Below are 17,256 nucleotides of genomic sequence, written 5' to 3'. Positions count from 1 at the left end.
CACTTCAAAGCTCTATTAAGTTCATTGACTTATAATTATACTTATTATAATTCGAGAGAGTACATCAACAGATTTGCTGGAACGCATACTAAAAAAAGACGGTAGAATCGGTATCGTGGCGCACCTCAAAAGTTCGTTTACTAACTATAAGAGGTGCAAAACACAATAAACCAAATCTATCGTCTTTTACAATCAATCTTCCTTAAGAACTCGCTTTGGACAAAACCAGAGGATCATTCTCAAAGTTTTAACCAAACTTCTCTTTTGGAGAAACTATTTTTTATCATCTTTTTTGGAGAATTTTTCTTTGACATCTTCAAAGCCTTCTTTGATATCATCGCCTAAATTACGAGCTTTTTCTTTGATATCAGCACCAAGTGATTGTGCTTTTCCTTCAGCTTCTTTGCTTTTATCATCTGTTGCTTTACCGTAAGCTTCTTTTCCTTTACCAACTACTTTGTCTTTTGCATCTTCAGAACGTCCTTTTAAATCTGCCATATTAATTCCTCCCTTAAATTTCTCATTTCTAACTATCTAACTATTATCAGGGTATCATCAACTTGAAAAACAGACAAACAGTATGCTCTTAGATCGTTTTTTCAAAGGTTCCCCACACTTTAACTTCTTTGTTTTCAACCATTACTTGTCCTTTGGCGATCACTGTTTCGATGGCTAAGGTTTCTTTGTCAAGTATACATAGATCAGCATCGTTCCCTACTTTGATTGTTCCTTTTCGCTCCAGCTTTAACACACGAGCGGGATTGACTGTGATTGCTCGCAAGGCTACTTCAAGTGGAATCTCTTCTTTTTCTACCGCTTCTTTGATACCTACCAGTAGTGATTTTGCGCTTCCGACACCCATACCAAGAAAGTGATTTTTTTCATCAAAATAAGGTAAACTTCCTTGTCCATCAGATGACATTGTAAAATGATCAAGGGAAACGCCAGCTTCGATCAACTGTTTTAAAGCTTTACTAAAGCGGACTTCCCCATCTGTTCGTTCCCAAAAATCAGGATCTTCGCTCGCTGTGAAGTCAATTGTCCCACCTTTTTTCGCAAACTCGATACAAGCTGTTAAAAGTTCTGGCGTGCGGTTGGCATGGGTAGGTAAAAATTGCGTAATCGGAATCTCGGTTTCCTCAACTACCCTTGTTAATAACTCTAGTTTACGTTTTCCTCCACCTAAATGGACATTGACGATACCAGCTTTACCAGACAACATGCCTCCTACTCGGGCATCAGCAGTTGCTCGAGAAAATTCTTCAAATGTGGGCTGAGATGATCGATGGTCAGAAACAGCAATTTCGCCAATTCCGATGATTTTATCAATTGTCAAAAAATCTTTGATGATTGAATCCGTAACCGTTTTGAGTGGTAACCGATAAGAACCTTCATAGACGTAAGTTGAGATCCCTTCTGCTTCTAAGCCTTTTCCCTTACTGATAAGCGCAGTCATGTCACGACCTTCACCATCTGTTCCCAAACACCCAACAACTGTTGTTACACCCGCTGTCGTCAATTGACTTAAAGTTACTTCTGGCGTACGATTTTGAAAACCGCCCTCTCCACCTCCACCTAAAAGGTGAAAATGGCAATCAATAAAGCCCGGTGTCAACACTTTCCCACTACCGGAAATTTCTTCCACTTCTAACTCAGCATAGCCACCGGTCAACGCTTCTTCAAGCGCAATAATTTTATCCCCAGCAATCAATACATCCATGACCCCTAAATAATCTGGTGCATAGACCTCAATTTGACGAATGATTTTCATTTGACTTCATCCTTTCTGATACCGATATTTTGGTTTTCTTTGTTTCAAAAGTAACTATTTTTAGTATAAAAAAGCCGAAGAATAATGAAAATAAGACAAACTATTTTCAGTCTCTTCGGCTTGCTTTCTATAAGTCAACTTTTTGGCTAGTAAGTTTGAAAAAGCATCGAGTTCCTCTGTCATCAGAAAAAACACCGTGCATACTTCACTAACCCTGACCTTAATAAATAGTATTCTTACTTCGCTATTGTAAGCCGATTGCTATCGCAATCATGATAAAGATAGTACCTAGGACAAAAAAGAATCCTTGCATTTTGATTTGGAATCTTGCCCATTTTGCCCACTCGATACGTGCAACACCTAAGACACCAATCAAACTAGCTGATACAGGGGTAAAGGCATCCATAAATCCAGCGCCTAATTGATAAGCTAATACAGCTACTTGACGAGAGACCCCTACTAAGTCAGCAAGTGGTGCCATGATTGGCATCGTTAACGCCGCTTGACCAGAATTGGATGTCACGACTAAATTAAACAGGCTTTGGAAAATATACATTGCCCACGCTCCGATAGCCGCTGGTACTCCTGCTAAAGCTGTACCGATACCATTTAGAATGGTGTTTAAAGCAGAAGGAACAGAAGCATCTGAGCCACCTAATACTAATAAGATCCCTTTTGCCATCCCTACAACGATTGCTGTTCCAGCTAAATCAGCAGCACCCGATTGGAAAGAAGAGGCAATATCATTGATCCGCATGCCATCCAATTTGAAGATTACTGCAATGATCCCTGCGACTAATCCCATAACAAAAAATTGTGAAGCAATTTCTGGGATATAATACCCTTCTTGCGTAACACCCCAAACGATCCAAACCAATACGATGAGCATTTCAAGTAAAATCAATTTGTGTCCCAACATAAACGCTTTTTTCTCGTCGGTTGTTTTTTTCAAATGACTTCTGAAATAATCATCTGATTTATACGTCAATGAGCTTTCAGGGTTTTTACGGATTTTCTCCCCATAAATCATCAAATAGCCAGCAGATAACGCTGTGATAACGACCCACATGATCAATCGGAACGTCGCACCCGATAACACTGGAATGCCAGCGATCCCTTGAGCAACTGCTACACTAAACGGACTCATCCAGGAAGTCGCATTTCCGACTTGAGAGGCGACATACGTGACTGTTACTGCAACGATCGAGTCATAACCAAGAGCTATCACAAATGGGACCATCACCATAGAAAAAGGAATGACTTCCTCTGCCATGCCGAATGTCGCGCCACCGAATGAAAAAGCAAAAAATAATAGCGGTAAGGCTAAACGCTCCAGTCCCCTTGTCTTACTGATGAAAGCATAGATCCCTGCATCAATTGCCCCGGTGCGCATGATAATTCCAAAAGCACCACCAACAACTAAAATAAGCGCAGCGATTCCGACAGCCGATCCATACTTGTCTCCTGAAACTAACCCTTCAAAGACAAAATTCAAAAATCCGAAACCACCAAAATCATCGGTCCCCCATACTCGAGCCGTTTTATGGAGTTTTTTTGAAGTATCATAAATGCGTTCGCCAAATTGGTCATAAAGTACATCATCTGTTAAAGAGATTTCATCTAACTTTTCTTGCGTTAATTTCTTTTCACCTTCAGAAATCACTTCTTCTAACCCTTTTTCAGGGACTTTTAATTTCTCTCTTTCCGTCGGATCATTTTGTAACTTCTCTAATTGATCAAATACATAGGAGCGATCCAAGGCATAAGCATAACGAAATGAATCTTGGCGTAATACAGTTCGCGTACTTGTTTCTCCATTTGCATCTTGGTATTCGATATCTTGTGTACTAAATTTTCCTGCTGGTACAATAAATGTCAGCAACCAAGCAAGGATGACCACTCCAAAAATGATGACATAAGTATGAGGTGTCGTCATTTTTGTGAGATCCCGTTTGGATTTCCCCGAAGACACTTGCTTCTTCACTATGAAGTCTTCCTTTCTATCTTTAAATTTTTATGAATAAAACAATCAATATCAGATTAGATTATACAGCAAAAAAACGCTAAACACATTAATTATCTATTAAAGCAATCTTTTTTATTTTTGTTAAAAACAACCAAAAAAAGTTAAATAACTCTTTTGTATTTTGTGACGCAAGCATATAATCAATTAGTTTCATATGATATCTTTACTTGTTTTATTATTTATGAAGAAAAACCAATTACATTTTATCATTTTTAAAATATGTATATTTTTTCAACATTCGATATAAATAGAATTTTTTATTCATTATTTATCCGAAAAAAAACGAATAAAAAAACAGATAGTGTATTAGAAAAAATAGCTGCTTCAGACTTTTTTTAATCTATAAACAATCTTCATTGCAATAATCATAACTAATGTACTATAATTGCAATGTAAAGAGTTTTGGGGAAGACTCTTTCATCAACGTGTATTAAGAGACAAAAAAGAATTCAAGTGAATTCTTTTTTGTCTCTTCTTTGTGATATTTTGCTTGTTTTAACTATTGAAAAAAGATGTTACCTTGCTCTAATTTTTACACTAACACTTAGAAATCGCCGAATGTTCCTAGTTTTATTCAAAGGTGTCCCTTTTTCATCTACTTCAAGGCAATGTTTCCATTCATTCTATTTTTACGTTCCCTAACGAATCAGCTGGCAGACTGTAAAATATAGGGTTTGCTGCAATAGTAATATGGTAGCGATAGAGGAACTATCACAAAGAGCAAGCTCAACTTCTGACAATGATAAAGCGGTATCATTCATTTGTGCATGGTTATCCAATACTAGGTCAGCAAATTCAAACAATCGCAACCCATTACTGTGTTGTGATTTGATACTTCGCGAGAGATCAAATCCAGTAACAATAATCAGTAAATGACCATTTGACTTGATCCATTGAGCTAACTCCACAATACTTGGATCCCTACCTTCATTGGAAAGAAGTAGAAAAATATCTGCTTGTTTGACAGAGAGCTGATCAATGATCGCTTTTCCTGTTCCTTCCAAAGTTTCATATATCCCATTTGCCGGATTTTCAATTAACTTGCCCGGTATCATTTCAGGTAAATGCTCCCAAAACTCAAATGCTATCCCGCTTAGTGTACGACTAGCAAAGATTTGTAAACGTCCACCTAATGAAACTTGACGAGCAATTAAAGAAGCAGCTTGAACCATCAAGGGTTCTTCGATTCTTAATTTCTTTTCTAGTTGCTGATAATAATCAAAATAGCGTAAACTCATTTATTTATCCACCTTTAATTTCACAACAAAAACAGCAAGTGTGCTAAAACATAAAAAAAGAAATCAGTTAAGACGTATCAACCTTTTGCTTGAAAATGAAAGATAAAAAAAGGCATTGAGCATACTGCCCAATACCTTGACATAGTAAATAAACGAGCTACCGACCATCGAAAAACCGACACAAGGGTAGAAATCTCCCCAGAAATTAGGTACAATAAATACGGTCGATGCCTTGCATTGACTATGGCAAATGATCGGTCAGGGTGTATACGTGTGACTGGTCATTCCCTGATAGTTAGTTGCCGCTAACTATTAGGGAGCCTTTTTTTATTCTGCTGTTTCTATCTTCAATCATTTTAAGTAATCTATCAGACAAGTGCAAGTCCGAAAAAATAAAAAAACCATGGTCTGTTTTCTTGACATATAAATCAACTTTTTTTAACTGAACAAGAATCCTATCGTGATAGGATTCTTGTTTTTAGATTTATTTTTTATCAATGATAACAGCCAATATCTACTTAAATAAATAAATTTGCCGTCCACAATTAGACATGTCATGATCATTTTTTTGCTTAGCCTACCAGGATGACTCTCCCCTACTGCTTTTTGCTAACTCCCATTCCTTAAATGGTATACTCAGACCCTAAAACCAGACAAAAAAGCAACCGCTCATCCAAATAAAATGGATTTAACCAGCGATTGCTTTGTTCTAACGAAAAACTCAAGCGAGCAATAACCGTAGTTGCAAGCTACATAGATCAACTTTCTTAACTCACTGCTTTTAGCGTTTATCTGATCGTTTTGTTCTGCGATGAGAAGCCGTGTGTCTGCCTTTTTTGCCGATATGAACGCCTCTAAAGAAATAAGGGATAAAGATGATGAAATAACCTATGATAAATATCAAAGCAAAAATCATAGCTTCCCACGCACCTAAAGCAAGTTCAAGCATAACACTTAAAATAGAAATTGTTGCTAAATACCAGATAAAAATCAATAATTTCTCTTTTTTTCTAGCCATTTGAATGAAAACATATCCACAAATTAGCACCAATGGAGTCAAAAACAACCAGTTATTTCCTTCCATCAGCCATTTCAATCCATCAAGAAGTGTTTGACCGATTGTAATCAATTTTCCCATACAAAGCTACACACCTTTTCTGTATTTAAAAGTCAATTTTGCCATAACTCTTTTATATTACTACATAATAAGCAAAATGACGTTTATTTTAATAGCTAACAAAAAGTATTTTACTAAAATTTAAGCAACGAACTAGATAAGACCAAGTAAAAGTACCTTAGTTTAGAAATTATAACTCTTTACTAAGTTGTATCAGATACTCTTTAAGGGTAGCGCCGATTTCTGGATGTTGTAACCCATAATCAATATTGGTTCGCATGTAACCATATTTATCACCAACATCATATCGTCTCCCTTTAAAATTTCTTGCATAGACTTTTTGATGGCGATTTAATGTATCAATCGCATCCGTTAATTGGATTTCATTGCCCGCACCTGGTGTTTGCGTTTCGAGTATTGGAAAAATGTCTGGTGTTAATAAATAGCGTCCAATAATGGCAAGGTTACTAGGCGCCTCTTGAGGAGTAGGTTTTTCTACCATTTTTCTTACTCGATATAACCCAGTTTTTTCTTCCTCTCCAGGATCAATGATTCCATATTTTCCTGTATCTTCTGGCAAAACTTCCATCACTGCAATCGTTGATGAATGAGTTTCCTCGAAGTCCATCATTAGCTGTTTTGTCAAAAGGACTTGATCCACCATCAAATCGTCCCCTAACATGACAACAAATGGTTCATCTCCTACAAATGCTTTGGCCTGAAGAACTGCATGCCCTAATCCTTTGGGGTAAGATTGTCGGATAAAATGAAGATTAACAGCTTCTGTTTCCTTGATGGTACTTAATAAATCGAGTTTTCCCTTCTCACGCAGATTTAATTCCAATTCAAGGTTAGCATCAAAATGATCTTCGATCGGACGTTTTTCTTTCCCAGTAACAATTAAAATATCTTCAATCCCAGATTTTAATGCTTCTTCAACAATGAATTGGATCGTTGGTTTGTCAACAATAGGAAGCATTTCTTTAGCCATTGCTTTTGTCGCAGGTAAAAAACGCGTGCCTAAACCACCTGCAGGTATGATTGCTTTCTTAACTTTCATACACCCCGTCCTCTCATTTCAATATAAGCCCTTAGCTTAATGAAAATTCATTCTCTATTTTACCATCTCGCAACATGATTTCTTTGGCTGCTTGTTTGATGTCTTCTCCATTATATAATACATTGTAGATTGTCTGTGTGATCGGCATCTCTACCCCTAGTTGTTCCGCTAATTCAACCGCAGCTTTAGTAGTAGAGACTCCTTCAACCACCATTCCCATATTCTCAAGTACTTCTTCTAATTTATGTCCTTGACCAAGCAAATTTCCTGCTCGCCAGTTACGAGAATGGACACTTGTACAAGTCACGATTAAGTCACCTACACCACTCAAGCCAATAAATGTCAATGGATTGGCACCCATTGCCACTCCTAGACGGCTAATCTCCGCTAATCCTCGAGTCATGATCGCCGCTTTTGCATCATCACCAAAACCTAATCCATGGATGGCACCAGCACCGATAGCAATGATATTTTTTAAAGCCGCACCCGTTTCAACTCCGATGACATCATTATTCGTATAAATTCTAAAATAATCATTCATGAACAGATCTTGCACATAGATTGCCGCTTGCTGATCAATGCTTGCAGCAGTAATGGTCGTAATATCATGAACAGCAACTTCTTCCGCGTGGCTTGGTCCAGAAAGCACGACGATTGCCTTTCTTTTTTCCTCTGGAATCTCTTCAGCAATAACTTCAGAAATGCGTTTATGTGTTCCTTGCTCTAACCCTTTACTTGCATGAATGATGATTGGTTTAGTATTCATTTTCTCAATCAATTCTTGAGCAACTGAACGAATGGCTTTCGTTGGTACAACGAATAAAACCGCATCGACATCCTTCACTGCTTCTGCTAATTCTTTATAACCGATAATCGTTTCGGAAATTTTTAGGTTAGGTAAAAATTGTTTATTTGTATGATACTGATTCATTTCATCGATTTGTTCAGGAACATTTCCCCAAATACGAACATCATGTCCGTTTTCTGCTAAGGTTTGCGCTAAAGCAGTCCCCCAAGAGCCTGGGCCTAAAACTGCAATTTTTTGTTTCATTGATATTCCTCCAAATAGTTGATAGTAACTATTATAGTATAGATACTCTAAATGTTGAAAACTATTTTTCCCGTTTTAACAGTTTGTTTAACACTTGACATTGTTGTATTAAGATACATTTTAATTTTATGTCATTCAAAGCGTTATAATTATCATATAAATAATCATTGAATCAACTAGAAAGGGGGGCTAGAATATGTGGTCTGTTACACCGCCATTTTAATTAATGTTTCAGTTATTTTTATTCCAGCGATATGGGTTGCATCGTTTGTCCCATCACTTTTGTACGATCGTTACTAAATGATAAAAGAAGAAAACACCAGAATTCAGATTGAACTGTGTGTTTTCTTCTTTTGTTTATTCTCTCATCCTGAACAACTGAAAATAACTATTTAGATCAGAGCATGTAAAATGGTTGCGTGGCTTATCTTATATTTTGATTCTGACAATTTTATGTAAAAAAATCAGAGTGCGCCTTATATGTCTATGTCCTCATTACATCCTCATTGTAATAGCCCTGACATACTGCACTCTGACTCTTTTTTTATTTTGTTAACTTTATTAACTGATCTTCAGCCATAATGCTAAAGCTACATCAGGTTCCCAACCGATTTGTCCCATGTGGATGTTACGACAACGGTAAAGATTTCCTTTATAGGTCACAATATCACCGATATTATATAATTTCCCAATTTTCCATTCTTCTGCTTGATTATCTGCTGTCGTTTTCGCTGTCACTTGTTGACTTTTCTTAGAAATACCAGAAATGTTAACAGCTGCTATTTGATAAGTATACGTTGTGTCAGGAGTTAAACCAGTATCTACGAAAGTTGGTGACTTCGTTATTGTCACTAGCGTTCCATTTCGATAGATTTCATAGCCGATGACCTCTTCTTTCGGATCATTTGCAGACCAACCGAGTGTCACAGAGTTTTGCGATACACCTTTTACTACTAAACCAGTTGGCATCGAAGGGGCTGGTAATTGTGAACCAGCTTGTATTCTGATCGTTAATACGTCAGACGATGTTGAGCGATTTCCTGATGTATCGACTGCTTCAACCGTAAATGAATAGGTTGTGTCAGGGGATAAGTTGCTCACCGTATAATTGGTTGTGTTACTAGTGCCAATGAGTTGTTTGTTTTGATAAATATTATAATGAGAAACACGCACATTATCAGTAGAAGCTGACCAGCTTAATGAAATGCTTGATTGCGTTGCAGTTCCTTTTAAATTTTCTGGTTTAGAAGGTTTCTCAGTATCTGGTACTTGCTCTTTGAACAATCCTTGATAAGCATTCGCAAACGACTGATTATAGGCAATCCCAGCTTTATTTCTGCCCTCGTCCCAATTGACACTCCATGTCATGATTCCTTTTAATGGCGTTTGATCTTTTGTCATTTGTTCAAATACTTGGTAGACCTTTGAAGGATCTTTAACATAGCCATTCGCTGCGGCATCTTCGTTAGCTGGGATCCCTAGAGCTAGTTTACTTGCCGGAATTTGGATAAAGCCACCGCTTCCTTCATTAAATGATTTTGAAATCCCGTACAAAAATTCATACTTTTTATTGTCATTGTTTTGGGCAATCCATTCCGTCCCAACACTGATCCCATCGCCTGCTTGATTATACAATTGAGGGGCAATAAAGTCATATTCATTTTGTAAAGCTGTAATATATGGTACATATGCTCCATTTGTTCTTAAGTATGGAAATTCAGGCGCCATTGAGATAATAAAATGTTTGTTTTCTTTCTTGTAATGCTCACGAACGATTTTTAATGCCGCCGGAATGACTGTTTGATTATCCCCAGCAGCCACCGCAGTTTGTTCCAAATCAATATCTAATCCATCAAAGCCATATACTTCTACTAACCGAATGATTTCATTCGCAAAAGCTTGTTCCTGGCCACGATGTAATTCAATATGTGAATCTGCTCCTCCTAGAGAAATAATGACTGCTCGCCCTTGCGCATTCAATGTTGCTACTTTTTCACGAAAGGCCTGATCCGTCATATTATAAGGTTTAAAAGTAGGAATCCCTTCTCCTTTCATAAACGAAACCGTCACTACATTGTAAAAAGGATTTATTTTGGCCAAATCAATGTCGGCTGGACGACCTCCTTGATAGCCTGCGCCTTGTTCCGCTTGCCAGTTATGATAGTATCCGACTGCAATTTGTTTATTCGCGAGGTCAGGCATCGTGTCTGCTGCATCAGCTGCAAAAACCGTCGTACCTCCACTTACTATTGCACTAAACACACCTACAGAAAATAATACTAGTTTTTTCTTCATCAAACCGCCTCCATTATTCTTTATTACATAACATATTACACCATCAATTAAAACGATTACAATTATTTGCATAGTATTGCAACACCCAAATAATCGATTACGCACTTTTTCTTTAAAAGCGCGCAAAAATGACGCTTTATTTAAATTTTATTACATTTGTGATATATTTAAAAAAACATCTACAATATATATAAAAAAACACTAGGAGGATAAAAATATGACTAACCATTCGTCTCTGATTCGTAAGTTAAGAAAAGAACGTGGCTTAACACAAGAACAGTTGACACGAGGTATCTCACAACGAGGAACCCTTGCTGCGTTTGAATCAAGAGGAACAAAGATCAGTTTTGAACTATTAGTTAACTACCTTGAACGAATGAACATTACTTTAGAAGAGTATCAATTTCTTCTTAATAGCAATTCACTTACGAATAAACAAAAATTGACCAACTATCTCATCTCATCCAAAAAAATCACTCACGAACAAGAATTAGAACTACTAAACGAATACGAAAAAACAGGCAGCATTTACTATCGTTTGATTTATGCCCAACGAAAATTGATTATGAACTACCTCTACAACCATACTGATACCAATTTGAAAATAGAAGAAGAAATTTTTGTGATCAAAAATTATCTTGAAAAAATTGAAACCTGAGGACATTTTGAACTAACGATTTTTTCAAACTGTTTGTTTATTTTTGATGATCAATACATCATCCATCTCTTTCAAACCAGTGTATCAAAAATGAAAACGTACATAGACGCTACCTACTATTCAGAACTTTTCTCTAATTTTATTCTTAATGGTTTACGCCTCTCATTTAACCGTCATTCTGCGATTCTTAGAAAACTTTTTCTATGCGAACTGAAAAGATTAACGCAAAACCACAAACAGTCAGTTGATCTTGCCCAGTATAAATTATTTGCGGCTTTGGATCGATTAGCAGATGGCGATCATTCAGCCATCTCGGAAATCGAAAAGGGTCTTCGTTTTTTTGAGTGGTTAGATTTGACTAATGCTAAAGAATATTTTAGCAATCTCAAAAATTCATTGATTGAAAGCAGTTTACAAAACAAAGCTAATTAACAATTACGAACCGGAAGATGTTATTTTTGTTGTAATGCTAGACAAACAATCTAAGCTTATTGTTCTCCCCGTTATACTAAATCCATGAAAAGAAAACCTTTTCATAAAAATTATTTGGAGGAAAGTTATAATATGAAAAAAAGTTCTTTATTAGGGTTAGGTTTGGTTTTAGCAACGACAGGATTGACAACATTATCTTCCGTCAATGTTTCAGCACATGGTTATGTTATCTCGCCAATTAGCCGTGCCTATCAAGGTCAATTGGATAAAGAAAACATTGGCTATGATTTCGCAGTTCAAAAATATGGTCCGATCATTAATGAACCACAATCACTAGAAGCTCCTCAGGGATTCCCTAAAGGTGGACCAGCAGATGGAAAAATCGCTTCTGCAAATGGTGCAAGAGGATTTGAATTAGATAAGCAAACTTCTAGTCTATGGACGAAACAAAATTTAACAGGGGGAGCGACAAAATTCACTTGGAAGTATACGCAATCACACCCAACTAGTAAATGGCATTACTATATCACTAAACCAGGTTGGAACCAGAATAAACCACTTTCTCGCAATGAACTTCAATTGATCGGCGAAGTCCAAGGAAAAGGTGCGCAAGCTAGCACGAGTCCAACTCACACCATTACGATTCCAAATGACCGGATAGGTTATCATGTGATTTTAGCAGTTTGGGATGTAAGTGATACATCAAATGCCTTCTACAATGTCATTGATGCGAATATCCAACCTCGTAGTATCTTAAATGATTTAAATGAATCCATGTGATTCTCTTTAACTGAACAATCAATCATTCTTCATTTTCTTTACTGTTTATTGAAAACATTTGCTCAATCTTTCCCACGATGGGTAGTTCTAGTATTGCTAGGCTCAACATCGTGGGATCTTTTTCGTTTCACTTTTGCCACTCATCAATAATAAGAGCGTATCAGAAAGAAGTTATCTTTTATCGAACGCTTTTTCATGATAGCGAACTGAGCGAACTTTTTTAGGAACCATACTTTTTTTGTTGCAATAACAAACAATATTTAACCCTCTTCTCCTATCGTTTTATACTATTTTTGTGAAAAAATTTATTTCACGTAATAAGCAATTGATGGAGGGAATCAAGATGAAAAAAAGTTTAGTCGTAGGATTAGGACTCGTTTTAGCAACAACTGGTTTAACTGCCTTATCGACAGTTAATGTGGCTGCTCACGGTTATGTGGAGAAACCTATCAGTCGTGCCTATCAAGGAGAATTAGACAGTAGGAAGAATTGGCATGCAGCTCTTGAAAAATACGGTGAAATAATTACTGAGCCACAATCACTAGAAGCACCTAAAGGATTCCCAAATGGTGGACCTGCAGATGGAAAAATTGCTTCCGCAAATGGTGCCAAAGGATTTGAATTAGACAAACAAACTGCTACTATTTGGACAAAACAAAACCTTTCAACTGGTCCAACGAAATTCACTTGGTCTTATACTGCCGCGCATAAAACAGCTAAATGGCATTACTATATCACGAAAAATAATTGGAATCCAAACAAACCATTATCCCGCGATGAATTTCAATTTATAGGTGAGGTAGACGGTCACGGGAAAGATGCTGACACAAATCTAACACACACGATCACTATTCCAAGTGATCATCTCGGTTATCATGTCATCTTAGCCGTTTGGGATGTGAATGATACTTCAAATGCCTTTTACAATGTGATTGATGCGAATATCCAACCTCGTAATCTCTTAACTGACTTATCAAACAATTCATAAAAATTCTTCTATCAACATATCAACACACGGATCAAATCGCTCACTTGATCCATGTCATAACCAAAAAACATACCAGCATGAACCGTTTATTTCACTGACAGACGATTCATATTGGTATGTTTTATTTTATTATTTTACGAAATCGTTCCTCTTAGAACTGATTGTGTCGCTTAATACTCAAATTGACGGTAATATCTTCTGATTTCTAAGGGGTGACAATTTAATTGCTCGATATGCGCATCGATTCGTTGCGTCACCGCATGCATCAGCAAATAAGAAAGGACACGTCCACGATAACTTTCGTCAATTCCTTCAATTGGATAGTCTTTTGTATCAATCAATGTATAATTTGCACAGATTTTTGGTAATAGGTTTGCGACTCTTTCTGCAAGTACACGTTGTTCATCTTCTCCTAAGAACAACGTCACTGGTGTCGTTTCTTCAATCACTTCTAGCGTACCATGTAAAAATTCAGCAGCGTGGATCGATTTAGAAGGCAACCAACTTTGCTCTTCCCAATAACACATCGCATAAGAATAGACAGCGCCCCATTGGTTCCCAGCACCGATAAAATAGTGCATCGAATCGTGACGATGTTTTTCAGCAAACGCTAATCCAAAAGCATCTGCTTGTTTTTCGGCTTCGACTAAGCCAACTGCTAAGTGCTCTTCTAATTGTTGATAATAGGTTTCGTAGTCTTCAAATTCGCCATGATTATACATCAAACGATCTGCGACCATAAAGAATTTGATTTGTTCGGTTCCAGGTGCAGGATAAGTGATCGTATGGTCACAAAGTTCAGCGAGAATACTCTCTTTTGTATCAATAAACCCGATCAGTGTCGCACCCACTGTTTTGATTTCTTTGACCGCTTGCACGACTTCTTGCGTGGTACCAGTAACTGAAGACAAGACAACAATTGATTTTTCTGTTAGGCGTTTGTTGCCAGTTGTGTAATATTCTGCTGCATGTTGGACATAAACAGGTAGGTTACTTTTACCATTCATATAAGTCACAGCTTGCATCGCTGACGCGTAGGTTCCGCCGATTCCTAAATAATAAATTGCATCGAATCCCTCTCCCAATCCGTCAATGATTTGTTCCACTTGCGGACGTAAAGCTAGCGCCCCATTGATATCCTCGATTTGTTTTTGTTCATTGAATTTTAACATAGTCTCCACCTCTTAAATTTTACTTTTTAATACTTCATCAAAATCATCAAAAATTCTTTGTCCTAAATCGATCCCTTTGGCAGTTGCAATTTTATAAGCCAAAACTTGGATCGGTACAACTAAAGCTAAAACAGAAAGATCTTCTTCGCTAGTGATTCCCAGACTAAGCTGATTCTCAGTCGTTTCTCCTTCAGTCGTTACAACAATGACCTGTCCAACATATTGTTTCATGTATTGTGCTAATCGCTGGGAACGTTTTTGACTATCACTATCGGTTTCCAGGAAGAATAGGATGTGACCAGGATTGGCTTCTAAATACGGACCGTGCATGTATGCTTCTAATTCAAAGCCTTGGGAAGGTTCCCGAACAGTTTCTGTAAACTTGGTTTCAAACTCTTTTGCTGTTCCCCAATTCGGTCCATACCCGATCGCAATAAATCGTTTTGCTACACGAAAGAGTGCTTCATTTTTTTCAAAAAATTGTTCTGTTTGCGCAATGATCTGAGGAATTTTCATCACGATTTCTCTTAGTTGAACTAGTTTTTCTTCTTTTTGCGCTGCTGTTATTCTGTCTTTACTGGTTCCAATCGCTAGACCTAAGAGAATCAACTGAAGAACGGTTGCTGAATAGCCCTTGGTAACAAACCCCACTTTTTCCACGCCCATATTCAAGTCAATCACTTGATCCACTTCTTTGGTGATCGGATTTTGATCATCTCCAGTTAAAGCGATCGTCCGTCGTTTTGATGATCGGATCTTTCGAATGGCATCGACTGTCGAAGCACTTTTCCCACTTTGAGAAACAGCGATGACTGTATCAACTTCTTCTGACAATTTCCCATAATGATTAAAATGATAAGGTTCTTGGATATCCACAGTGATGTCTCCATAGCTTTCTAGTGCCGGCTTTGCAGCAAGACAAGCATTATACGAAGAACCTGTCGCCAGAATCAGAACGTGTTGCATGTTTTGATAAGACACATGAAGTGACGAATCATTCTTTTCAAGAATCGCTGATAAAGCTGTTTTTTCTTCATGAATATAATCAAGCATTGTGACCATCTTGTTCTCTCCTTTTCTAAAAGATACCAATCCATGAACCAGCAATCCCAAAAATAGCTAATCCAATCAAAATCATCAATGGTTTGACTTCTTTTTTCAATAAATAAAAGACTGCTCCAAAGGCACCTAAACTTAAAATATGAGGAACGATATCATCAAAAATACTTTGAACCGTGACAGCATTTTCACCTGTTCCGATTTTCAAAGGAATATTGATATCGATCATCGTCGCAGTCATCCCGCCAACTACCATCAATCCAATGATTGAAGCACCTAACGTTAAACTTTCCATCATTCCGTTTGCTTGGATTTTCTTTAAAAATCCAGTACCTAGTCGATAGCCCCAACTTGTTGCCAAGTAACGAAACAAAACATGAGGGATATTGAAAATCAAAAGGAATAAAATTGGTCCTAAAATATTTCCTTGTAGTGCTAGTGAAGTCCCAACACCCGTCGCGATCAAACGCAACGTTCCCCAAAAGAATGAATCGCCTAACCCTGCTAAAGGTCCCATCAGTGAGGTCTTGATACTATCGATAGCTGTTACATCAAATTCTGGGTCATTTTTATTTTCTTCTTCCATCGCTGCATTGATCCCTAAGATCAGGGTCACGATATGTGGTGTCGTGTTAAAAAACTCTAAATGGCGTTTAAGCGCCGCTGACATTTCTTCTTTGGTATGATAGAGCTTTTTCAAGATGGGAATAATGGCAAAGACATAGGCCATATTCATCTGTCTTTCATAGTTCCATGAAAATTCCATTTGAAATGAGCGCCAAAAGACCTGATTCAATTCTTTTTTGGTCACTTTGTGTTCTTCTTGATTAGAAGTCTTCATCCTCTTCTACCTCCCCTGCTGAAGTTTGAACGGATACTTGACGTACGTTCATGATATTGACGACAATGACGGCTAAGATCGCCCCAAAGATGGCAATACCTGTTACTGGAATCTCTAAGTAAGCTGCTACAGCAAAGCCTAAAAAGAAATAAGGTGCTACTTTTTTATTGATCAATAAACGTGCCAGCATGGCAAATCCAAGTGCTGGAATCAACCCAGTTGCAACGGTCAAGCCGTTTTGCACAAAATCTGGTATTTTCGCTAAGAGATTCCCGATCGTTTGACTTCCGACTAAATAAGAAATCATGACTACCAGACCAAGCATCAATGACAAGCCGAAACCAGCTAATAAGTGCATGTGTTCGATCCCTTTATAATTCCCATCCTCCGCATAACGATCTGCTCTGTGGTTCATGATCGGAATCAATAGTCCTAAATAAACATTTTTTAAAATAAGGGTAAGTGTCGCAATTGGTAAACCTAATAGTAATGCTGTTTCTGTTCCTGCTCCTGCAGTAATGGCAAATGCAGTTCCTAAGATTCCACCGGTCACAACGTCTGGTGGAATCGATGCTCCAACTGAAAATGAACCAATAAAAGCTAATTCCAAAGTTGCTCCCATAATAATACCTGTTTTTACATCTCCCAAAACAATCCCTGTAAATAATCCCGTTACGATCGGACGAGAAAGCAGGGAAGTTCCTAACGCATACTCTGATTGCGCAATAAAGGCAACCAGACCTAAAAGAATTGCTTGTAGGATCATCT

General features: G+C 37.5%; 14 protein-coding genes and 1 pseudogene. 3 read left to right on the top strand and 12 right to left on the bottom strand.

Translation table 11 applies throughout. From position 1 onward, the window contains the following. Window positions 1-273 precede the first annotated feature (273 nt). The 8 genes from AB3I12_RS12305 to AB3I12_RS12270 all read right to left on the bottom strand — a co-directional run bounded on the left by AB3I12_RS12305 (window position 274) and on the right by AB3I12_RS12270 (window position 10,558). Window positions 274-498 carry a CsbD family protein gene (locus AB3I12_RS12305; RefSeq protein ID WP_010720743.1) on the bottom strand — a complete coding sequence of 75 codons (225 nt, stop codon included), beginning with the start codon at window positions 496-498 and terminating at the stop codon, window positions 274-276. An 88-nt stretch (window positions 499-586) separates the two neighbouring features. Further along, window positions 587-1,771: a beta-aspartyl-peptidase gene (gene iadA / locus AB3I12_RS12300; RefSeq protein WP_034867459.1), complete on the bottom strand. Its 1,185-nt coding sequence runs from the start codon at window positions 1,769-1,771 to the stop codon at window positions 587-589. 244 nt (window positions 1,772-2,015) lie between these two features. Continuing rightward, the gene (gene yfcC / locus AB3I12_RS12295) at window positions 2,016-3,755 is read right to left on the bottom strand and encodes a putative basic amino acid antiporter YfcC (protein ID WP_063627458.1); all 1,740 of its coding nucleotides are present in this window, start codon (window positions 3,753-3,755) and stop codon (window positions 2,016-2,018) included. 680 nt (window positions 3,756-4,435) lie between these two features. Beyond that, window positions 4,436-5,035: an SIS domain-containing protein gene (locus tag AB3I12_RS12290; protein ID WP_010737187.1), complete on the bottom strand. Its 600-nt coding sequence runs from the start codon at window positions 5,033-5,035 to the stop codon at window positions 4,436-4,438. A 781-nt stretch (window positions 5,036-5,816) separates the two neighbouring features. Further along, complete coding sequence (locus AB3I12_RS12285) at window positions 5,817-6,173, bottom strand: hypothetical protein (RefSeq protein WP_010720747.1); 357 nt, start codon at window positions 6,171-6,173, stop codon at window positions 5,817-5,819. Window positions 6,174-6,342: 169 nt separating this feature from the next. After that, window positions 6,343-7,212: a UTP--glucose-1-phosphate uridylyltransferase GalU gene (galU, locus tag AB3I12_RS12280; RefSeq protein ID WP_063627459.1), complete on the bottom strand. Its 870-nt coding sequence runs from the start codon at window positions 7,210-7,212 to the stop codon at window positions 6,343-6,345. 31 nt (window positions 7,213-7,243) lie between these two features. Then, window positions 7,244-8,263 (bottom strand): NAD(P)H-dependent glycerol-3-phosphate dehydrogenase, encoded by a 1,020-nt coding sequence (locus AB3I12_RS12275; protein WP_010737185.1) that lies wholly within the window; start codon window positions 8,261-8,263, stop codon window positions 7,244-7,246. A 561-nt stretch (window positions 8,264-8,824) separates the two neighbouring features. Continuing rightward, on the bottom strand, window positions 8,825-10,558 hold the full coding sequence (locus AB3I12_RS12270; RefSeq protein WP_063627460.1) for a glycosyl hydrolase family 18 protein: 1,734 nt from the start codon (window positions 10,556-10,558) through the stop codon (window positions 8,825-8,827). A 217-nt stretch (window positions 10,559-10,775) separates the two neighbouring features. On the opposite strand from AB3I12_RS12270, the pseudogene AB3I12_RS12265 reads away from it, so the two are divergent. From AB3I12_RS12265 to AB3I12_RS12255, 3 genes and pseudogenes are all read left to right on the top strand, one after another. After that, a pseudogene (locus AB3I12_RS12265) lies at window positions 10,776-11,648 on the top strand (helix-turn-helix domain-containing protein). Window positions 11,649-11,780: 132 nt separating this feature from the next. Further along, entirely contained in the window at window positions 11,781-12,428 is a 648-nt protein-coding gene (locus tag AB3I12_RS12260) for a lytic polysaccharide monooxygenase (protein WP_010737182.1), read from the top strand. A 343-nt stretch (window positions 12,429-12,771) separates the two neighbouring features. Then, complete coding sequence (locus AB3I12_RS12255) at window positions 12,772-13,416, top strand: lytic polysaccharide monooxygenase (RefSeq protein ID WP_063627461.1); 645 nt, start codon at window positions 12,772-12,774, stop codon at window positions 13,414-13,416. Window positions 13,417-13,586: 170 nt separating this feature from the next. Here AB3I12_RS12255 and AB3I12_RS12250 read toward each other — a convergent pair whose 3' ends face one another. From AB3I12_RS12250 to AB3I12_RS12235, 4 genes are read right to left on the bottom strand one after another with little or no spacing between them, the layout of a single operon-like run. Then, window positions 13,587-14,588: an SIS domain-containing protein gene (locus AB3I12_RS12250; protein WP_010737180.1), complete on the bottom strand. Its 1,002-nt coding sequence runs from the start codon at window positions 14,586-14,588 to the stop codon at window positions 13,587-13,589. 12 nt (window positions 14,589-14,600) lie between these two features. Further along, window positions 14,601-15,650, bottom strand: a complete 1,050-nt coding sequence (locus AB3I12_RS12245; protein ID WP_063627462.1) for an SIS domain-containing protein — start codon at window positions 15,648-15,650, stop codon at window positions 14,601-14,603. 16 nt (window positions 15,651-15,666) lie between these two features. Further along, window positions 15,667-16,488, bottom strand: coding sequence for a PTS system mannose/fructose/sorbose family transporter subunit IID (locus AB3I12_RS12240; protein ID WP_010737178.1), 822 nt, complete (start codon window positions 16,486-16,488; stop codon window positions 15,667-15,669). Then, window positions 16,475-17,254 carry a PTS mannose/fructose/sorbose/N-acetylgalactosamine transporter subunit IIC gene (locus AB3I12_RS12235; RefSeq protein ID WP_063627463.1) on the bottom strand — a complete coding sequence of 260 codons (780 nt, stop codon included), beginning with the start codon at window positions 17,252-17,254 and terminating at the stop codon, window positions 16,475-16,477. The genes AB3I12_RS12240 and AB3I12_RS12235 overlap by 14 nt, the downstream gene beginning before the upstream one ends. Window positions 17,255-17,256: the final 2 nt, after the last annotated feature.

It is taken from the genome of Enterococcus sp. C65 (assembly GCF_040887165.1).
Lineage (GTDB): Bacteria > Bacillota > Bacilli > Lactobacillales > Enterococcaceae > Enterococcus_B > Enterococcus_B hirae.
Note: the sequence above shows the minus strand (reverse complement) of the source record. Positions and strands in the feature narration are given on the sequence as shown.